Source organism: uncultured Ruegeria sp. (assembly GCF_947504215.1).
Taxonomy (GTDB): domain Bacteria; phylum Pseudomonadota; class Alphaproteobacteria; order Rhodobacterales; family Rhodobacteraceae; genus Ruegeria.
Genome location: NZ_CANNGO010000017.1, coordinates 35,498 through 52,826, shown reverse-complemented (window position 1 = coordinate 52,826; position 17,329 = coordinate 35,498). Strand labels below are relative to the sequence as shown.

Genomic DNA, 17,329 nt, shown 5'->3' with positions numbered 1-17,329 from the left:
GTGCCTATTCCCGGAACGCGCGATTGAAATAGTCGGCCATCGGTTTGATTAGATAAGACAAGGGCGTGCGCTCGTCGGTTTTGATCATCGCCTCAACAGGCATTCCGGGTAGCAAAGCCTGGCCGTTCAGACGCTCGATCTGACCATCAATCGGGGCCAGCTCGGCCCGGTAGAACGTAAACCCGGTCTGTTCATCGGTGAATGTATCGGCCGACACGTTAAGAACCTGGCCGTCAATCTCTGGGGTTTCACGCTGATTGAACGCCGGGAACCTCAGTGCAACGGGTTGGCCAACATGCAGCTGATCGACGTGAATGGCATCGACGCGCGCAGCAACCAGCAACGGGGTATCCTGTGGTACCACATACATCATGGGTTCGGCGGGCTGGATGACAGACTGAAGTGCAAAAACCTGACTGTCGTAAACTGTTCCGGAAACTGGCGCGCGGATATCCAGACGCGACAGGCGTTCTGCGAGGGACAGGCGTCGTTCTGACAGTTCCGAGACCTGTGTTTGCACATCCCGCAGGGTGGTAATTGCTTCTTCGCGGCGGGTCGCCGTCAGTTCCAGGATCTGAATTTCTGTCGCCGCAATCTGGCCTCTCAGCCGGGCTACGGATGCCTCGAGGCTACCAATCTCGCCGCTTAGGCTCGCTTCTTCGCGCTGTAGCGAAAGAACACGGCTGGCCTGCGTCAAACCTCGGCTCAACAGGCTTTGTTGGTCTTCCAGTTCGTCCTGAATCAGCTCGACCTGACGTCGCAAGGAAACAAGTTGCGCCTTGGTTCCTTCGATCTCGCTTTCGATCTGGGCGCGCTGTTCGTTGAGTTGCTCGGTTTGCTTGGCCATGGATTCAAGCCGTGCATCAAACAGACGTTGCTGACCGGCGATCAGGTCGGGACCAATATTGTTCTCTTGCTGGACTTCAAGCAGGCGTATACCCAGATCTTCCGAAGACGTCCCGTCGCGCTCGGCCTCCAGCCGCGCCCGACGCGCCAAGAGTTCAAAAAGCTGTGACACAACAATGGTCTGTTCTGAAAACAGGAACGTATCATCAAGCCGTAGCAGCAAGTCGCCACTGGTTACCACGTCACCGTCGCGAACAAAGATTTCGCCCACGACGCCGCCATCGGGGTGTTCAACCACCTGCCGATTGCTTTGCACTTCGATCACACCAGAGGAAACAATGGCCCCGGCCAATCGTGTTTTGACGGCCCAGGCACCCAAGCCACCAACCAGAATAGCAAGCGCGGCAAAGCCGACCATGGCCGGCACCCTGATGCGCCAAACAGGGCGCGTCATTTTCTGTGTCTGATTTGCCATCACTCACCTACTACCGGGCTCAGCTTGCGCTTGATGGCGCCAGCATTCTGCACCATGGCGTTTAGAACCTCGTCACGGCTACCTGATTTCACAAGCTGGCCTTTTTCTACAACCGCCAAGTCGTCGCATTCCGAAATTGCCTGAGGTCGGTGCGTCATGATGATCGCTGATTTTCCTGCGGCTTTGAGCCCACGCACCGCGGCATTCAGGGCTTCGGTGCCATCTGCATCCAGTGCCGAGTTCGGCTCATCCAAGATCAGTAGAACCGGATCGCCATAAAGCGCCCGGGCCAATGCTATGCGCTGCTTTTGACCACCGGACAATTGACTGTCATTGCCTTCGAGAAAGGTGTCGTAGCCTTTTTCCAAAGTCAGAATCAGCTCGTGCGCATTGGCTTTCTTGGCCGCTGCGACCACTGCTTCTGGATCCGGGTTTTCGGACATACGCGCTATGTTTTCGGCAACGGTGCCGTTGAACAGGGTCACTTGTTGGGGAAGATAGCCAATGTGACGGCCTAGATCGGTTGCATCATACTGGTCCAGTGTCGCGCCACCCAACCGAATTTCACCGGCCGCCGGTTGCCACAATCCCAACAGAGCTTTGGCCAGCGTCGTCTTTCCAGATCCGCTTTTGCCAATCACACCCAGCGCTTTGCCAGGTTCCAGGCTCAGGGTTACATTGCGCAGCGTTGGCGTGTTTGAACCAGGTGGGATAACTGTCAGGGACTTGGCTTTGAGGTTCGCGGCAGGAACTGGCAGTTTGGTTCGTGCAATCTCGGGCGGGGTTTGGTCCAGGAATTTGTTCAACGAGGTCCAAGCAGATCGGGCACGTTCAATCACCCCCCATTGCCCGACAGCTTGTTCGACCGGCGCCAAAGCGCGACCCAGCAAGATAGACCCGGCGATCATTGCGCCCGGTGTCATCTCGTTCTGCAAGACCAGCCATGCCCCCAGCGCCAGCATTGCAGATTGCAAAAACAAGCGCAGCGACTTGGTCAATGAGGTGAAGCTGCCTGTCCAGTCGCTGGCCGCGATAGTCTGGCTCAAGGCATTGGACCTTTGGCTCAGCCAGCGCAGCGTAACGTCCTCTTGCATCCCTTGCGAGCGTACGACCTCGGCCGCTTGTCTCGCGTGTTCGGAGAACGCGTTGGCCTTGGCTGATGCGGCCTGAGCAGCGGCCACTTTGCGATGGGTCAGAGCCTGGTTCAACAAGGCAATGATGACCAGCAAAGCGCCGCCTGTCATGGCAAGCCACCCCAACAGCGGATGGAACAGAAAAATGGCGGCCAGAAAAACCGGTGTCCAGGGGATGTCCATCACTGCTAGCAGGACTGGCGACGAACACAGGTTCTGAATCGATTCAAGATCACGTAGCGCGGTTGCCGGGGCAGATCGTGCCTGCGGATACAATGAGCGGCGCAGTGTCGCGTCAAAAACGCGCTCGTCCAGTTGCGACTGAAAACGCGCGCCAAACCGCGCGACGATACGGCCGCGGGCAAAATCGAGCATCGCCATCAATGCGTAAAGCAGCGCAACCAGCAGGAATAGGGCGGTCAATGTCTCGACCGCGCGCGACCCGAGGACCCGGTCATACACCTGAAGCATAAACAAAGGACCCGTCAGCATCAGCAGGTTGACAAAAACGCTGAACAGAAACGCCAGGGCCAGAAAGGCGGCGCCTTGATTGCGCACGTTGCGCAGCTCATGGCGCGGGGCCGCGGACATACCGGTTTCTGGTCTCAATGTTTTATTCCATACCAATCAGCACAGGCTTTGCGCCGTACCGCGTTTAGAAGGCTGGTTCAGCAATGCCAAGAATGTAATTCGTTTCGAGCAAAAAACCGCAGGTAATAAGGCCAGAAGGCGGCATCTTCTGGCCACATCAATCCTGTTGTTGGCAAGGCCCACATGAAGAAGCGGGAACGGCGCATACCGCCCCCGCGCTTACCTTTAGGTCAGGGGATCGAAGCCAAGATCGGTCAGTTGTGCGAACAGCGGGCTGCTGTCATCCAGGATAGAGTTGTTGGGGTCCGCCAGCAGGTTGCTGCGGGTCAGATCTTCGGCCTGAATGCCCGCCAAAGTGGTGATGTTTCCCCCGTTTCCAAGCACTTCTATCTCAAGGTTCCCGCCGACTTCACGCAGTGCAAGATGGTCACCAGACAGCGCATTGAAATCGAAGCTGTCTTCTGACGGATCGAACCCTTCGACACGGGTTTGAGCAGCCCAGTTCCAATCAATTCCAACCACATCAACCCCAACGCCCAGTGTAACGACGACACCAGCGCCTGCACCACCCGACCCGTTGTTAGGTGGTGTGCTGCCGTTGTCGTCAGGACCGGCTCCGTCGTCATAGATGCTGCCCGTCAGGTCGCCGGTGCGTGTCTGGAACCCGTCGGTGGTCGCTCCAGCAGGGGCTTCCGGGGTTAACAGCTCCGTTCGGTCCACTAGCGTCACATCGTTTTGGTCAAAGCCGAAGGGTGACTCTAGGTTATCCTCCATCACCTGGTCGAAGTGAAACTCCACCAGACCCGGGATCAGGTCTGCTTTGGACACGCCGGTCAGGGTAAAGCTCTGACCGCTGGGCAGGGTCGAGATCACCAGGCCATCTGCCGTGTCTTCAACCGACAGACGTTCTCGCGTGCCAAAATAGAGGAAGCTGATTTTCATCGACTTGGGGTCGAAATTGTCGATCACTTCCGTTCGACCATATTCGTGGCTGCGGATATAGACAGTATCCGTTTCACGCGGGCCCACACCTTTTTCCCACGAGATCACGCCGCCCATGTCCTGCCGAAAATGTTCATTGCCGACGACACCAAAGCTGTCGATGGTCACGTCCTGATGGGTCACGCCCTGCACGATCTGGGCGGCATCCGACCAAGGGCTGTCGATCACGATTTCGCCTGCGGGCGATTTTGTTACAATCATGCCGTGGACTGAGGTGCCGCCGAAATCCAACTGATCAACTGCCGGGTCGAAGTCGGTTATGTCATCGGCGTTACTGTCGGCTTTGAACACGCGCCCGCCTGCCTCTGTGCTGCCCGTGACTTCGCCAGGGTTTGATCCGTCAGCATCATAGGTCAGGGTATAGCCGCCGCTGTTTGGGGTCGAAATCTCTTGGCCGATTGCACTCGCGATCTCGTTCAGGACCGGCTGAGCATCCGTGGAGAAGTTGGCGATGCTCAGGTCTTCCAGGCCAAAACCAGTAAAGATGGTCTGCGTGGTCACGCCATCTAAGGTGATGCTTACGCGTACAGTCTGGCCCAGTGCGTCACCGGATTCTTCGAATATTTCGAAGTCGTTTGCAGCGACATCTGCGTCGATTTCGATCACATCGCCCATTCCCGGCATGAAACCACTAATAACTTGCCCCGGAGTACCATACCCGACAACCACATGCATATGGGTGTGTCCATGATCGCCACCGTGTCTGTCATCCGCATCAATCAACGTCGCAAGCTCGTCCCGGGCTGTGGCGTCCAGCGCATTGATGTTTCCGGCCTCGAGCATGGCGAGCGTGACGCCTTGCAACGTGATCGTCTGATTGTTGGATGGAACCGCGATGATGACCGAGCCGTTCACCTCGGAGATCTCAAGCGCATCAGCGCCAATCCAATCAAAGAAGATCGTATTGGTTGCCGGAACAAAATCATCAACAACCACGCTGGAGCCCCACGCCCAAGTCACCACCACATCGGCGTTTTGCTGGGTTATCTCAGGGTTGTCGAAGGGGTCGCCTGATGCGTTTGGTCCCGGCGTTAGCTCGGGATCAGGATTGGGCGCTGGCTTAGGTTCAGGTGTGGGGCTGGATGTGCCGTCGCCAATCAAACCAAGGATTTCTTCTGCGGCAGTGCCGTCCAGAATAGTGAAATTGTCTGCCGACAAGTCAGCCAGGGTCACTCCGGTCAGTGTCAGCGATTGCTGATTGGAAGGGATTGAAAACACAACAGACCCGTTCGTCTCGGTGATCACCAGATCCGCCGCTGATATCCAGTCGACAAAAATTGTATCCGCTGCCGGATCAAAATTGTCGATCTGAGTGTCCGACCCGTAAGACCATGTGAACACAACGTCGGCACTGTCCTTGTCGACACTTGCCGTGCCTCCTCCGTCAACATTTGTTCCACCTCCGGTCGTCCCGCTGGGCGTGCCCAACCCTTCATCGCCAGTTTTCCGGTCGTCAAAAAACGCGATCATGTCGCTGACCGCCGGGCTGTCATAACCGCCGAACTGGTCGATGTATTGCAGGATCGACGTGCCGTATTCATCCGTCGAAACCGCGCCGCCCAGCAGTAGGTTGAGTGTGCCGTAGGCCCCGCGCAAATGGGCGGCGGCCAGTATCCCGGTCAGTGTCAATTCGATCGTGATTGTTGCGCCGGTCCCATCGGTATAGGTTGTAGTCTGGCCGATGAAATCGTTCAGGCTTTGCCCGGCATTCTGAAGGCCGTTCTCAATGATTTCCAGATTGTAGCCAAACGCTTCTTGGATGGCGACCGTCTGGGCCTCTTTCGTCATGAAATCGTCCAGCGAGTTAACGCCGTTTTTCCCAGTCCAAGTTCCGTCCCAGGTGTTGGTCGATGCCCCGTTACCGTAGAATTCATCGTCGTCATAATAGCCCAGGTCAATCAACAACGCCTCGCCGAATTGAAAGCCGACGAACCCCAATGAGTTTGTCGAGCGATAGGCCATTGCCTCCCACTCGCTGTCGCTCAGATCCCCCCAACTGCCATAGCCGGGAAAGAATTCGGTGACAGAGCCTTGGGCCCATGTGTCAAGCTGCCAATCTTGAATGACGCCAGAGTCGTATCTGTCCCGATCCCAACCGGATTCGAATGCGAGAAGTGCAGAGAGAAATTGAGTGAAGGTGCCATCGGGCATGGTGATTAATCCTCAACTTAAGATTGTATATTCTACGAGCGGTAAAAGCGTAGATAACAACCCGAGGATTAAATGCACATATATGATGCATTAATTTTTGCTCGTGCTTCCGACAGTCCTTTTCGGCGCGCCGGAATCGGCAAAAACGTGCGCATTGTAACTGATTTTAGGCGAGATTCTGTCTATCGTTTGCGCCCAGCCTGTCCATCATAAATAGGGTTGTGTATTGCTGCTTTGGCTGGAAAAGCCAAATAAATGCGCGACCTCTGCCAGAACAGGTGGGGATCGACCGCGTTTCAAAATGAAATTTAAAGTTGTGCATCAAGCCGTGTCATCGGACATTAGGGCTATTGCTATGCAAAAGTTGAATCATCCCGCCCTTGCTTGGACAGAAAGCCAGAGATGCGGGATAACCCTTCCCTGAGGATATCAGATCCGTTTGCATAGCCGATGCGAACATACCCTTCCATGTTCAAGGCTGAGCCCGGTGTGAGCATGACGCCTGTTTCCTGTAGCAGCCTCACACAAAAGTCCCGAGAGTTGATCGGTAAGTCGTATTTCAGCAATGCAGTGGTTCCTGAGTCCGGTTTAACCCAGGATACTTTGGGCTCTTGCGCCACCCAGGCCTGCAGGATTGCCAGATTTCCACGGATTATCCTCTGGCTGCGTTCCAAAACCTTGTCTGCGTTTTCCAGCGCTAGCGCTGCAAAGTGATCATCGATCATGCCGACTGAGATTGTATCGTAGTCGCGATGGATCGTTACGGCCCCGATTATCTGTTTGGGGGCCGCGATCCAGCCCAAACGCAACCCAGCAAGGGAATAGGCCTTGGACATACCCGCAGTGCTGATGCCCTTTTCATAGATATCTGCAATCGACTCAGTCATGCCCGAGCCGGTCTGGTCCGTGCCGCGATAGACTTCATCGCACAAAACCCACGCACCGGCAGCGCGAGCGATGACCGCGATGTCTTCCAGCATTGCCCGGTCCATCAGCGCGCCGGTTGGATTGTTTGGGTTGTTGAGTGCAATCAACCGCGTGTCTGGCGTTACCAAGTCGCGCAGCTCGTCGAGATTCGGTAGGAACGCATTTTCTTCGCGCAATTGCAGCTGATGCACATCTGCGCCGATGCTGGCAGGGATTGAATAATGTTGTTGATAGGTTGGTACAATGGCCACCACTCGATCCCCGGTCGAGACTAGGGTTCTATGCACCAACATATTTGCACCAATTGTGCCATGGGTGACGATGATGTTTTCGACAGATTGGTCGTCATACAAGGCGGCGATGGCCCGGCGCAGACGGTCAGACCCTTCGATTGCGCCATAGGTCATCTTCATGTCCAGAAGATCCGACAGATCGTTTGCATTTCGGCCGGTCAGTGTGAGCAGTTCCTGGATCGTCAGGCTTTCCACACATGTTTCTGCGAGATTCCAATCGCATCTGGTTTCCCATTCGTTCATCCAGATTTCGACGCCAAATGGCTCAATTCTCATGGGACGTGCTCCTTTGCGTCGGCCAAGTTACCCTTGGGACATCAGTGTTTCGAGCTGCGTCAGAAGATCCTTGCTGACGGCGACGCCTTTGGCCTCGGCGTGGGCACGGTTTTTCAAGCGCCCGTCACCGGGAACTCTTGCGTCACCATTGCCTTCTATCTCGGAACAGATCCGAGAAATGTAGTCGTCAAAGGCAACATTGCCAAAACGGGTTGGATCGATCGCAATCAATGTCGCGCCGCCTTTGATGTTCAGTGCGCCGTGTGCTTCGCGCTGCTCATTATCGACCGAGAGTGCCCCGCCCGCCAAGGCCGCTCCCAGAACTTCGATGAGAAAGGCGATGGCTGCACCTTTGTGCGCGCCAAACGGTAACAAGCTGCGGGTTTCCAAAATGGCATCGGGATCAGCGGTTGGGTGCCCTTGCGCGTCCAGACCGGCAGGTTGAGGCAGGGTGTGACCTTCGGCGGCGGCCATCTTGATATCCATCAAGGCAATGGTTGATGAGGCCTGGTCCCAGACCACAGGTGCGGCACCGTCGCGTGGGCACGCAAAAGACATCGGGTTGGTGCCGAAAACAGGGCGCAAACCGCCGTGGGGCACGACCAGTGACAATGAATTGACGACAGCGAGTGCAACAAGTCCGGCTTCGGCAAATGGCTCTGTGTCGAAACGTAGGGCCCCAAGGTGATGACAGTTGGCGCAGGTAAAGGCCGCAATACCGTTCTGACGGGCAAGTGCGATCAGGTCTTCGCGGGCTTTATTGGCCGCAATCTGATAGTAGCCATTGTCGCCATCTCCACGAAGTACGCCGGATGCAATGCGTTCAATCGTTGGGGTTGCAGTGGCATTGGCGTAACCCGAAGCGAAGCTTTGCACATAGAACGGCAGGTTCCGCAGGCCGTGACTGCGCGGGCCATCCCGTTCCGAGCACACTACGATGTCAGCGATCACGTCGCTTCCGTGGTCATCCATGCCTGCAGACATCAAGATCGATTTGGCCAGTGCCCGCACTTCAGCGAGGGAGAGCAGTTGCGTTGAGTTCATAGTCAAATGAGGATTTCCTGTCTGTTCAGATGGCAAAGTGACCGCGATGGTGCCTAATCTTCATTCGCACTTTAACCCGATCCTCTGGTTTTGAAAGATCGGTTAAAGGGCCCATTCCAAACCGGGTTCACCCGCCCCAGAACTCTGGCGCCTTAGTCGCTACAAGCCCGTCGAAGCCTAAAAAGAATGCTTGGTAACTAGGTGGTGAGCCCACATGCAGAATAGATCGATCAGACTATACACGACCTGATTTCAAACGATCGCCGTCAATCCATAAATCGGTGATCGATTGCGAAATCGTTTTCTGCGACGCTTGTTGCCTCTGCAGTGGTTTGTATGTCTGTTTGAAAGTGTTTGCTTTCGTTCTGTGAAGTTTCGGCGAATTGCGAAACTTATGCGCATATTCATTGAAGCGGGCAGAAGACGGGGTGCTTTGTTTGTCAACTTGAGCTATGGCTTGGTGGCGTCTTCGCGACGTATTTCTCCAAAAATTTTTACTTCTACTAAATTATTTTTGACCTTTAGTCCTTGATCCGGTTGAATGCCCGACAATTTGGATTTCTTAGGAGACAGGGCATGAACGCTCCGACGGCGCGCGACAAGACCAAGCCAAAAGGGCAACCCACCGAGCTGGGTCAGGCGATACGCCGACGGCGCAAGGCAATGGGGTTGACGCTTGACCGGGTTGCTCAGACCACAGACCTGACCACGGGGTTCCTGTCGCAAGTTGAGCGCGGTTTGAGCTCACCTTCCCTCAGTTCGCTGATGTCAATTGCAGCTGCGCTTCAGACAAGTATAGAGAAGCTACTCAGTGTGCCTGAGGTCTTTACCGAATACGTGGCTCAGGACAGTAGGCAGACATATTCGCTGGGGACAAGAGGCCGGTTTTATGAAAAACTCGGACCGGGTTTTGCGGGTGCATTGTTCAATCCGCAGATAGTGCACCGTCCGCCAGGTCATGTGTCAGAAAAGATGTGTCACGACGGCGAGGCGTTTTGTTATCTGATCTCAGGCCGGTTGGAATATCATCTGGCTAAAAAAGTATTTATTATGTCTCCGGGTGACGTGGTTCACCACGATACGTCTGTTCGTCATTTTTCGGTTGTTCTGGGGGATGTAGAAGCTGTGGAACTTTGGGTAACCACTTCACCTATAAACGATTCCGGTGCTCCTACTGGTTAAAGAACAAGTCTAGTCTGCGGCTTTGCGGGGAGGTCGTAGTTGCAAAACTTCACCTGTGACTAAAAAAAGCTTTAGTAAAATTAAGAATCATCTATGGTCGCCTCAAGCAAATCTTTTGTTTGCGGGAGGAGAATAGAATGAAGATGAAAACGGTATTGGGAGCAACCGTTGCCGCCACTCTGGCACTGCCAGCACTGCCAGCACTGGCACAGGAACGGGGCGGGACACTGAACTTTGCGCGTTATGACGGCTCGCGTTTGATCGATCCGATCTATGCGGATCGCAACCCTGATATCTGGATGGTCGGCAGCCTGTTTGATACGCTGTTGCGCGGCACTGCCGATGGCAATTCGGTCGAACCGGGTTTGGCGGAAAGCTTCTCGGTGTCAGAAGATGGTAAGACCGTTTCGATGACATTGCGCGAGGGTATCCTGTTTGCGGATGGTTCGGCTATGTCCGGTGACGACGTTGTTTTCTCCCTCGACCGTGCGCGCAATCCTGATCTAAGCCCTTGGGCTGGTCTTTTGGGGTCGATCGACACTGTGTCGGCGGATGGCACTGCAATCACGATTGCACTGAAAAGCCCTGACCCGACGATCCTTTCGATGCTGGCCACGTTCAACACTGCAATCGTGTCAAAAGCTGCGTTTGAAGCAGCGGCCGGTGAAACGGATCAGGACAAATCCGCTGTAATCTTTGCTGCAAAAACTGCAGGTGTCGGATCCGGCCCGTTCTATCTTTGCGGTTTCGAACAGGGTTCATCGATGGATTTCTGTGCCAATGAAAACTACTGGCGGATGGGCGCAGACGGGGAGCCGCTGCCTTATCTGGACGGCGTGCATTTTGAAATCATTCCAGACGATGCGACCCGAATTCTGAGCCTTCAGGCTGGCGAAGTGGATGCGGCCGAGTTCATTCCGTTCAGCCGCGTTTCCGAGCTTGAGGCCGACCCTAACATCGACATGCAGCTCTACCCGTCGACACGGATCATCTATTCGCCGATCAATACCCGTGAAGCCCGCGCCGATGGCTCACCCAACCCGCTGGCTGATGCCCGCGTGCGCCAAGCGCTGAACTACGGGACTAACAAAGAGGCTCTGATCGGGCTCGTGCTGCATGGTGCGGGTCAACCGATGAGCTCGCCTTTGATGGCAAAGGCAACGCAATATGCCGACGATCTGAGCCCGCTTTATGCCTATGATATGGCAAAAGCCAAAGCGCTGATGTCTGATGCCGGGGTAGGCGAGGGTACGCAGATCACGTTTACGACGCTGGCCGGATCAGCCGATGACGCCACCATCTTTGCGGCGTTGCAGCAGATGTGGGCGCCGCTGGGCATTGATCTGGTGGTTGAGCAAGTCGATGGTGCAACGCGCGGTGCCAAGAACCGTTCGGGTGAATTCGACATCCACACATATGGCTGGGTTAATGATGTGAACGATCCAAGTCAGGTTGTCGGCTGGTTAGGGCATACGCCAACAGCCAAGGCGGTTGGAACCGGCTGGGAAAGCGCCGAATTCAACACTCTGTTTGATGAAGCGGCTGGGGAAATGGATGCCGATGCCCGCAAAGCCAAATTCGCTCGGATGCAGGAGCTTTATGCCGAAGCGGCCCCTTTGCTGTTCATGTATGAGACCCCCTTTGCAGTCGCGTTGGGATCAGCGGTTGAAGGTTATGTTCAGACACCGCTGGGCAATAACATCTTCGACGAAGCAACCGTCAGCCGTTAACAGCGGATGACCGTACCCCGCCGGAGAGGTTCGGCGGGGTATTAGTGCGGAGCGAGCTGTGTCCAGCCTGACCTATATATTCAAACGACTCTTGATGATGATCCCGACCTTCTTTCTGGTCATGATCATCATTTTCCTTCTGGTGCGCCTCTTGCCCGGCGATCCGGCCATTGCCATGGCGGGGGATCGTGCGTCTGACGCAGATATTCAGGCAATACGCGAACGGTTGGGTCTGACCGAGCCGATGCTCGTGCAGTTCTGGCTGTTTCTCAGCAACACGGTTCAGGGAGATCTGGGTCAATCAATCCTGATGCGCACGGATGTGATCGATGTCATCGCAGATCGTCTGCCAATCACCGTGTTCCTGACGATTTACTCGGTTGCACTGTCGCTGCTGATTGCCGGACCGCTGGCCTTTGTTGCGGCCCTTAATCGTGGGCGCTGGCCAGATGCGGTAATCCGCACCGTGTTCCAGATCGGGTTGTCGATGCCGGTATTCTATATAGGGCTGGTCCTTCTGACATTTTTGGCAGCACAGTTGCGACTGTTCCCGGTAGGTGGCTATGGCGACACCTTCGGCGAAAGGCTTTATCATCTGTTCCTGCCGTCGATCACAGTCGCGCTGTACACATCGGCCATTATCATGCGGAATCTTCGCAGTGCGGTTATCGAGGTTCTCGATGCCGAATACGTCCAGTTCGCCCGCGCCAAAGGGTTGCCGTCGCGGTTGGTTCTTGGGCGCCATGTATTGCGAAACGCGCTGATCTCGACCGTTACGTTGCTGGGCCTGTCCATTGGCAATCTGATGAGCGGCACTTTGGTTACCGAAACCGTGTTTGCGGTACCCGGGATGGGCCGGTTGATGCTTGAGGCGATCTTTGCCCGTGACTACCCCCTGATCCAGGGTCTGACGCTGACATTTGCCATTCTGGTCTCGTTTGTCTTTCTGATGACCGATCTGTTTCAAAGCCGCCTTGACCCAAGGATGCGTCTGCAATGAGTGATGCCGTTTTCACCCCCTCACAGCCGTCTCGTATTCGGTTGGCATTGCGTAAACCGGGATTTGTTGTCGGAATTCTGATCATAGGGTTTTCAGTGATGCTGGCCCTTTTCCCTGGGATTTTCGCGCCGTATGATCCCAACGCCATTGACTATCTGGCCGTGCGTCAACCTCCTTCCTGGACCCATCCGTTTGGGACCGATCTGTTGGGGCGGGACAGTCTGTCCCGCGTGATCTGGGCGTATCAGGTGAACATGCAGATGGCGGTTCTTGCGACCGTGTTTGCACTTGTGATCGGTGTCGTGGTCGGAGCGCTTGTCGGCTACTACCGAGGGATCGCGGATCTGATTTTTGGGCGCGTCGTTGATGCGGTCATCACTTTCCCATTCCTGGTTCTCGTTATTGCCGTGGTTGCGGTTCTTGGGCCGGGATTGATCAATATGTACATCGCCATCACCTTGGTCGGATGGGTTTACTACGCGCGCCTGATGCGGGCCGAGGTGATCGCACAGATGGGCAATGACTATGCCGCTGCTGGCATCGTCATGGGTTACTCGGATCGGCGTATCATCTTTCGCCACCTGCTGCCCAATGCGATTACGCCGGTGATTGTCTATTGGATGACCGATATGGCGCTGGCAATTCTGTTGGGATCGTCGCTGGGGTACCTTGGGCTTGGCGCTCAGCCACCGCAGTCGGAATGGGGGGTCCTGATCGCGGAAGGGCGCAACTTTATCTCCACCGCCTGGTGGCTCAGCCTGATGCCCGGCATTGCGATTGTACTGACTGGCCTAGGGTTTTCATTGTTGGGTGACGGGCTGGCTGATTTGCTGAGGCCACGAGGATGAGCATGGAAGATCAAAAGCCAATCCTTGAAGTTAATGAACTCAACACGACGTTTCATAGAAATGGCCGCGCTCTTCCGGCTGTGCGGGATGTCAGTTTTAGTGTCGCACGTGGTGAAGTTCTGGGACTGGTTGGCGAAAGTGGATCCGGCAAAAGTGTTACCCTGCGTTCAATCATTGGGCTTGCACGGCGTTACGGAGACGTGACGGGACAGGTCCGGTGGAAAGGGAGTGATCTTGTGGCTATGCCGGATCGCGTGCTGCGCCACAAGCAGGGGCGCGAGATCGCAATGATCTTTCAAGAGCCAATGACCTCGCTCAACCCGCTTTTGACCGTTGGTCTTCAGCTGGAGGAGAGCCTGCGCGCCCATACCGATCTGCAGCGTAAGGCGCGACACGACAGGGCGGTCGAGATGCTGGATTTGGTCGGTATACCGTCGGCCGCGCAGCGACTGAAAGACTATCCGCATCAGTTCTCGGGTGGGATGCGTCAGCGTGTGATGATTGCCATTGCTTTGGCGGCGAACCCTAAGCTTTTGCTGGCGGATGAACCCACCACCGCCTTGGATGTCACCATTCAGGCGCAGATTCTTGATCTGATCCTGCGGCTTGCGCAGGACATGGATATGGGTGTGGTTCTGGTGACGCATGATCTTGGGGTTGTGGCCCAAACTTGCGACAACCTTGCTGTTATGTACGCAGGGCGGATCGTCGAGCAGGGTCCGGTGCGCGACGTTCTGCGCGCGCCGGGCCATCCCTACACCGTCGGTCTGATGCGTTCCGTGCCAGAAAACCTGCCACCACGCACACCGCTCTCTTCTGTGCCAGGCGTGCCACCCAGCTTGGATGCCTTACCGACGGGCTGTGTTTTTGCACCGCGCTGCAGCTCGTGTATCGAGCCGTGTTTGCAAGACCGACCGGCGCTGACCCTGATCACGGATAGACGTCAGGTTGCGTGTTTCAATCCAGTTACCAACGCCAAAGGAAACGTTGCATGACTGCTGTGATGCAAATTCGCGATCTGCACCTCAGGTTTCCGACCGGTCGAAGCCTTGCCGATTTTGTAACGGGCCGCCCGGGGCGTGAGGTTAAGGCTTTGAACGGTGTCGATCTGGATCTGAAGCGTGGCGAGACATTGGGTGTCGTTGGTGAATCAGGTTGCGGTAAATCCACGCTCGCGCGGTGTATCGTGCGCCTGCATACCCCAAGCGAAGGGTCGATTGAATTTGAAGGTCAGGACATCTTTGGCAAGGCGTCTCGCGACGATCGCAGCTATTATCGCCGTGTCCAGATGATGTTTCAGGATCCATATTCGTCACTCAATCCTCGGATGACGACTGGTCAGATACTGACCGAGGCTTTGAAAGTGCATAATATGCGCCCGGAAGCCGACATCCCCGCACGTGTGGCTGAACTGTTGGATCTTGTGCGCCTGCCGCAGGACGCGCAGGGCAAGCTGCCGCATGAGTTTTCGGGCGGCCAACGCCAGCGTATCGCCATCGCGCGCGCGCTGGCCGTCGAACCCGAGGTTCTGATTGCGGATGAGCTGGTCTCGGCGCTTGATGTTTCGGTGCAGGCTCAGGTCGTCAATCTGTTGCTTGAGTTGCAGCAGGAACTGGGTCTGACAATCCTGTTTGTCGCCCATGATTTGCGTTTGGTTCGCCATGTGTCGAACCGGGTTGCAGTAATTTATCTTGGCCGGATCGTTGAAATCGGCGACAGTGAAACGTTGTTTTCTGCCCCGTCCCATCCATACAGTCAGGCGCTTTTGTCTGCGGCCCCATCGTTGAACCCCGACAACCGAGGCGCTGTGACCCGGCTGGAGGGTGAACTGCCTTCACCTCTGAACATGCCAAAGGGTTGCCCTTTCCATATCCGTTGTCGCCATGCGAACGATGTTTGCCGGAAGGACGTGCCCGCGTTGCAGCCCTTCGAAGGCCGAGGCGAGGTCGCCTGCCACCATGTCAAAGAGATAAACGCTTATGCTTGATGCCCGCGACCCGGATCGTAGACCCGTCATTTCGGCGTTGCGCCAGGAAATGTTGCGACGCGGTTTGGATGCGTTCATCTTGCCCAGATACGATGCGCATCAGGCCGAGTATGTTGCGCCCCATGATGAACGGTTGGCTCATGTGACCGGTTTTACCGGATCGGCGGGCATGGCTATTGTTACGCCACAAACGGTCGCTTTGTTTGTTGATGGCCGCTACGTGGTTCAGGCTGCCAACCAATGTGCCGATCCGATGTTCTCGCACCATCATTTATACGATGAACCGCCCGAGAACTGGCTGGTTTCCGCGGCGCAACAGGGATGGAAAATCGGCTTTGACGCGATTCATCTGCCGCCGGTTTGGTATGATCGATTTGCTGACGCTTTGACTCGCAAAGATGCTCAACTGGTGGCCGTACAGGGAAATCCGGTTGACGCTGTCTGGCTCGATCAACCCAAGTCGCCTCAGGGGTTGATCGAACCGTTCCCATTACAGTTTTCTGGCAAAACTACGGTGGACAAGATCGCGGATCTGGTCGCCGAAATGCAGAGACACGACGTCGAGGTTTTTGCCGAAACTCAGCCAGACAATATTGCATGGCTATTGAATGTTCGCGGGTCTGATGTGGCGTTCAATCCGGTTCCTCAGTCTTTCCTCTTGGTCGAGCGATCTGGCAGGGCCCATTGGTTTGTGTCGGACCAAAAGCTGAATGCCGATGTCACGGACCACCTGCCAGAAGATGTGACCGTTCACCCGCCCGAAACTTTTCTGCACTCGCTGGCCGACTACGTGGAACCGGGGTGGGGTGTTCTATTTGATCCTGATTTCTCTCCGACAGCCCTGCGGATGGTATTGAAAAAGGAAGGGGCCAATCCTGTTCCAGCCGGAAGCCCGCTGACTGCGGCAAAGGCGCAGAAGAATTCGATCGAATGTGAAGGTCTGCGCGCCTGCCATGTCGAAGATGGCGTGGCCTGGATCGAGTTTTGCACCTGGTTGGCCACCGAGGTTCCCGCGCGCGCAAGCGTGCAGGGATGGGTGACCGAGCATGAAGCCGAAGAGAAAATCCTGTCATGTCGTCGCGCAAGGCCCGGGTTCTTGGGCGAAAGCTTCAACACGATCTCGGCTGCAGGCGGGAACGCCGCAATGTGCCACTATGCCACCGAGCCGGGAAACGCAGTGCCCATCCTGCCGGATGGGACCTACTTGTTGGATTCAGGTGGTCAATACGACACCGGCACTACGGATGCAACGCGCAGCTTCTCGTTCGGTATTACCAGGCCCGAGGGGTTTGATCAGGCTTACACCGCCGTGTTCAAAGCGTTGCATGCGCTGGCGACACTCCGGTTCCCGCTTGGCACGCAAGGTCACCACATTGACGCGATTTGCAGGCGTCCGCTGTGGGATTTGGGTTTGGACTACGACCATGGAACTGGGCATGGCATCGGGCACCGGCTGTCGGTTCACGAACATCCACAGCGTATTGGAAAACCCTATAACCCGGTGGATTTAGTTCCCGGCATGATCCTATCGATCGAGCCCGGATATTACGACGCCGACAGGTTTGGCATTCGTATCGAAAACCTGTTTGAAATCATCGAGGCGGATGATGGGTTTTTTGAGTTCTCAAACATGACCTGGATTCCAATTCAGACAGACATGTTGCTGATCGAGCATTTGACCCGCGCTGAGATCGACTGGATCAACAGTTATCATGCGAATGTCTTGGAATGTGTCGGATCACGACTGTCCCCAGAGGCCTATGACTGGACCAGCCGGGCCTGTGCCCCCATACCAAGGTAAATTGCGGATCAAACAAAGGTCACGTTTGCCTTTTGTTATGGCT

The 17,329-nt window shown here is 55.6% G+C and carries 12 protein-coding genes; 7 read left to right on the top strand and 5 right to left on the bottom strand.

The genetic code is table 11. The features are described 5' to 3' along the window. Positions 1-4 precede the first annotated feature (4 nt). The 5 genes from Q1B21_RS20655 to Q1B21_RS20635 form a co-directional block, all read right to left on the bottom strand. Complete coding sequence (locus Q1B21_RS20655) at positions 5-1,321, bottom strand: HlyD family type I secretion periplasmic adaptor subunit (RefSeq protein WP_299892760.1); 1,317 nt, start codon at positions 1,319-1,321, stop codon at positions 5-7. Then, a complete protein-coding gene (locus tag Q1B21_RS20650) occupies positions 1,321-3,045 on the bottom strand; it encodes a type I secretion system permease/ATPase (protein ID WP_299892758.1) in 1,725 nt (574 codons plus the stop codon). Before Q1B21_RS20650 ends, Q1B21_RS20655 begins: the two co-directional genes overlap by 1 nt. A 225-nt stretch (positions 3,046-3,270) precedes the next feature. Further along, the gene (locus tag Q1B21_RS20645; protein WP_299892756.1) at positions 3,271-6,198 is read right to left on the bottom strand and encodes a hypothetical protein; all 2,928 of its coding nucleotides are present in this window, start codon (positions 6,196-6,198) and stop codon (positions 3,271-3,273) included. A 353-nt stretch (positions 6,199-6,551) separates the two neighbouring features. Continuing rightward, positions 6,552-7,694 carry an aminotransferase gene (locus Q1B21_RS20640; protein ID WP_299892754.1) on the bottom strand — a complete coding sequence of 381 codons (1,143 nt, stop codon included), beginning with the start codon at positions 7,692-7,694 and terminating at the stop codon, positions 6,552-6,554. A gap of 27 nt (positions 7,695-7,721) precedes the next feature. Further along, positions 7,722-8,738: an Ldh family oxidoreductase gene (locus tag Q1B21_RS20635; protein ID WP_299892776.1), complete on the bottom strand. Its 1,017-nt coding sequence runs from the start codon at positions 8,736-8,738 to the stop codon at positions 7,722-7,724. Between the two features lie 576 nt (positions 8,739-9,314). Here Q1B21_RS20635 and Q1B21_RS20630 point away from each other — a divergent pair. The 7 genes from Q1B21_RS20630 to Q1B21_RS20600 all read left to right on the top strand — a co-directional run bounded on the left by Q1B21_RS20630 (position 9,315) and on the right by Q1B21_RS20600 (position 17,286). Beyond that, complete coding sequence (locus Q1B21_RS20630) at positions 9,315-9,920, top strand: helix-turn-helix domain-containing protein (protein ID WP_299892752.1); 606 nt, start codon at positions 9,315-9,317, stop codon at positions 9,918-9,920. 137 nt (positions 9,921-10,057) lie between these two features. Next, entirely contained in the window at positions 10,058-11,650 is a 1,593-nt protein-coding gene (locus Q1B21_RS20625; RefSeq protein ID WP_299892750.1) for an ABC transporter substrate-binding protein, read from the top strand. Between the two features lie 58 nt (positions 11,651-11,708). Then, a complete protein-coding gene (locus Q1B21_RS20620) occupies positions 11,709-12,650 on the top strand; it encodes an ABC transporter permease (protein WP_299892748.1) in 942 nt (313 codons plus the stop codon). Beyond that, positions 12,647-13,498, top strand: a complete 852-nt coding sequence (locus Q1B21_RS20615; protein WP_299892746.1) for an ABC transporter permease — start codon at positions 12,647-12,649, stop codon at positions 13,496-13,498. Before Q1B21_RS20620 ends, Q1B21_RS20615 begins: the two co-directional genes overlap by 4 nt. A gap of 2 nt (positions 13,499-13,500) precedes the next feature. Further along, complete coding sequence (locus Q1B21_RS20610; protein WP_299892744.1) at positions 13,501-14,493, top strand: ABC transporter ATP-binding protein; 993 nt, start codon at positions 13,501-13,503, stop codon at positions 14,491-14,493. Beyond that, on the top strand, positions 14,490-15,485 hold the full coding sequence (locus tag Q1B21_RS20605) for an ABC transporter ATP-binding protein (protein ID WP_299892742.1): 996 nt from the start codon (positions 14,490-14,492) through the stop codon (positions 15,483-15,485). The genes Q1B21_RS20610 and Q1B21_RS20605 overlap by 4 nt, the downstream gene beginning before the upstream one ends. Continuing rightward, positions 15,478-17,286: an aminopeptidase P family protein gene (locus tag Q1B21_RS20600; RefSeq protein WP_299892740.1), complete on the top strand. Its 1,809-nt coding sequence runs from the start codon at positions 15,478-15,480 to the stop codon at positions 17,284-17,286. Before Q1B21_RS20605 ends, Q1B21_RS20600 begins: the two co-directional genes overlap by 8 nt. The last annotated feature ends 43 nt before the right edge of the window (positions 17,287-17,329 follow it).

Bases quoted from the DNA above. Each gene is read 5' to 3' on its own strand.
- Q1B21_RS20625 (WP_299892750.1), top strand. From the start codon at position 10,058: ATGAAGATGAAAACGGTATTGGGAGCAACCGTTGCCGCCACTCTGGCA.
- Q1B21_RS20600 (WP_299892740.1), top strand. From the start codon at position 15,478: ATGCTTGATGCCCGCGACCCGGATCGTAGACCCGTCATTTCGGCGTTG.
- Q1B21_RS20630 (WP_299892752.1), top strand. From the start codon at position 9,315: ATGAACGCTCCGACGGCGCGCGACAAGACCAAGCCAAAAGGGCAACCC.
- Q1B21_RS20645 (WP_299892756.1), bottom strand. From the start codon at position 6,198: ATGCCCGATGGCACCTTCACTCAATTTCTCTCTGCACTTCTCGCATTC.
- Q1B21_RS20605 (WP_299892742.1), top strand. From the start codon at position 14,490: ATGACTGCTGTGATGCAAATTCGCGATCTGCACCTCAGGTTTCCGACC.
- Q1B21_RS20610 (WP_299892744.1), top strand. From the start codon at position 13,501: ATGGAAGATCAAAAGCCAATCCTTGAAGTTAATGAACTCAACACGACG.
- Q1B21_RS20650 (WP_299892758.1), bottom strand. From the start codon at position 3,045: ATGTCCGCGGCCCCGCGCCATGAGCTGCGCAACGTGCGCAATCAAGGC.
- Q1B21_RS20655 (WP_299892760.1), bottom strand. From the start codon at position 1,321: ATGGCAAATCAGACACAGAAAATGACGCGCCCTGTTTGGCGCATCAGG.
- Q1B21_RS20635 (WP_299892776.1), bottom strand. From the start codon at position 8,738: ATGAACTCAACGCAACTGCTCTCCCTCGCTGAAGTGCGGGCACTGGCC.
- Q1B21_RS20640 (WP_299892754.1), bottom strand. From the start codon at position 7,694: ATGAGAATTGAGCCATTTGGCGTCGAAATCTGGATGAACGAATGGGAA.
- Q1B21_RS20615 (WP_299892746.1), top strand. From the start codon at position 12,647: ATGAGTGATGCCGTTTTCACCCCCTCACAGCCGTCTCGTATTCGGTTG.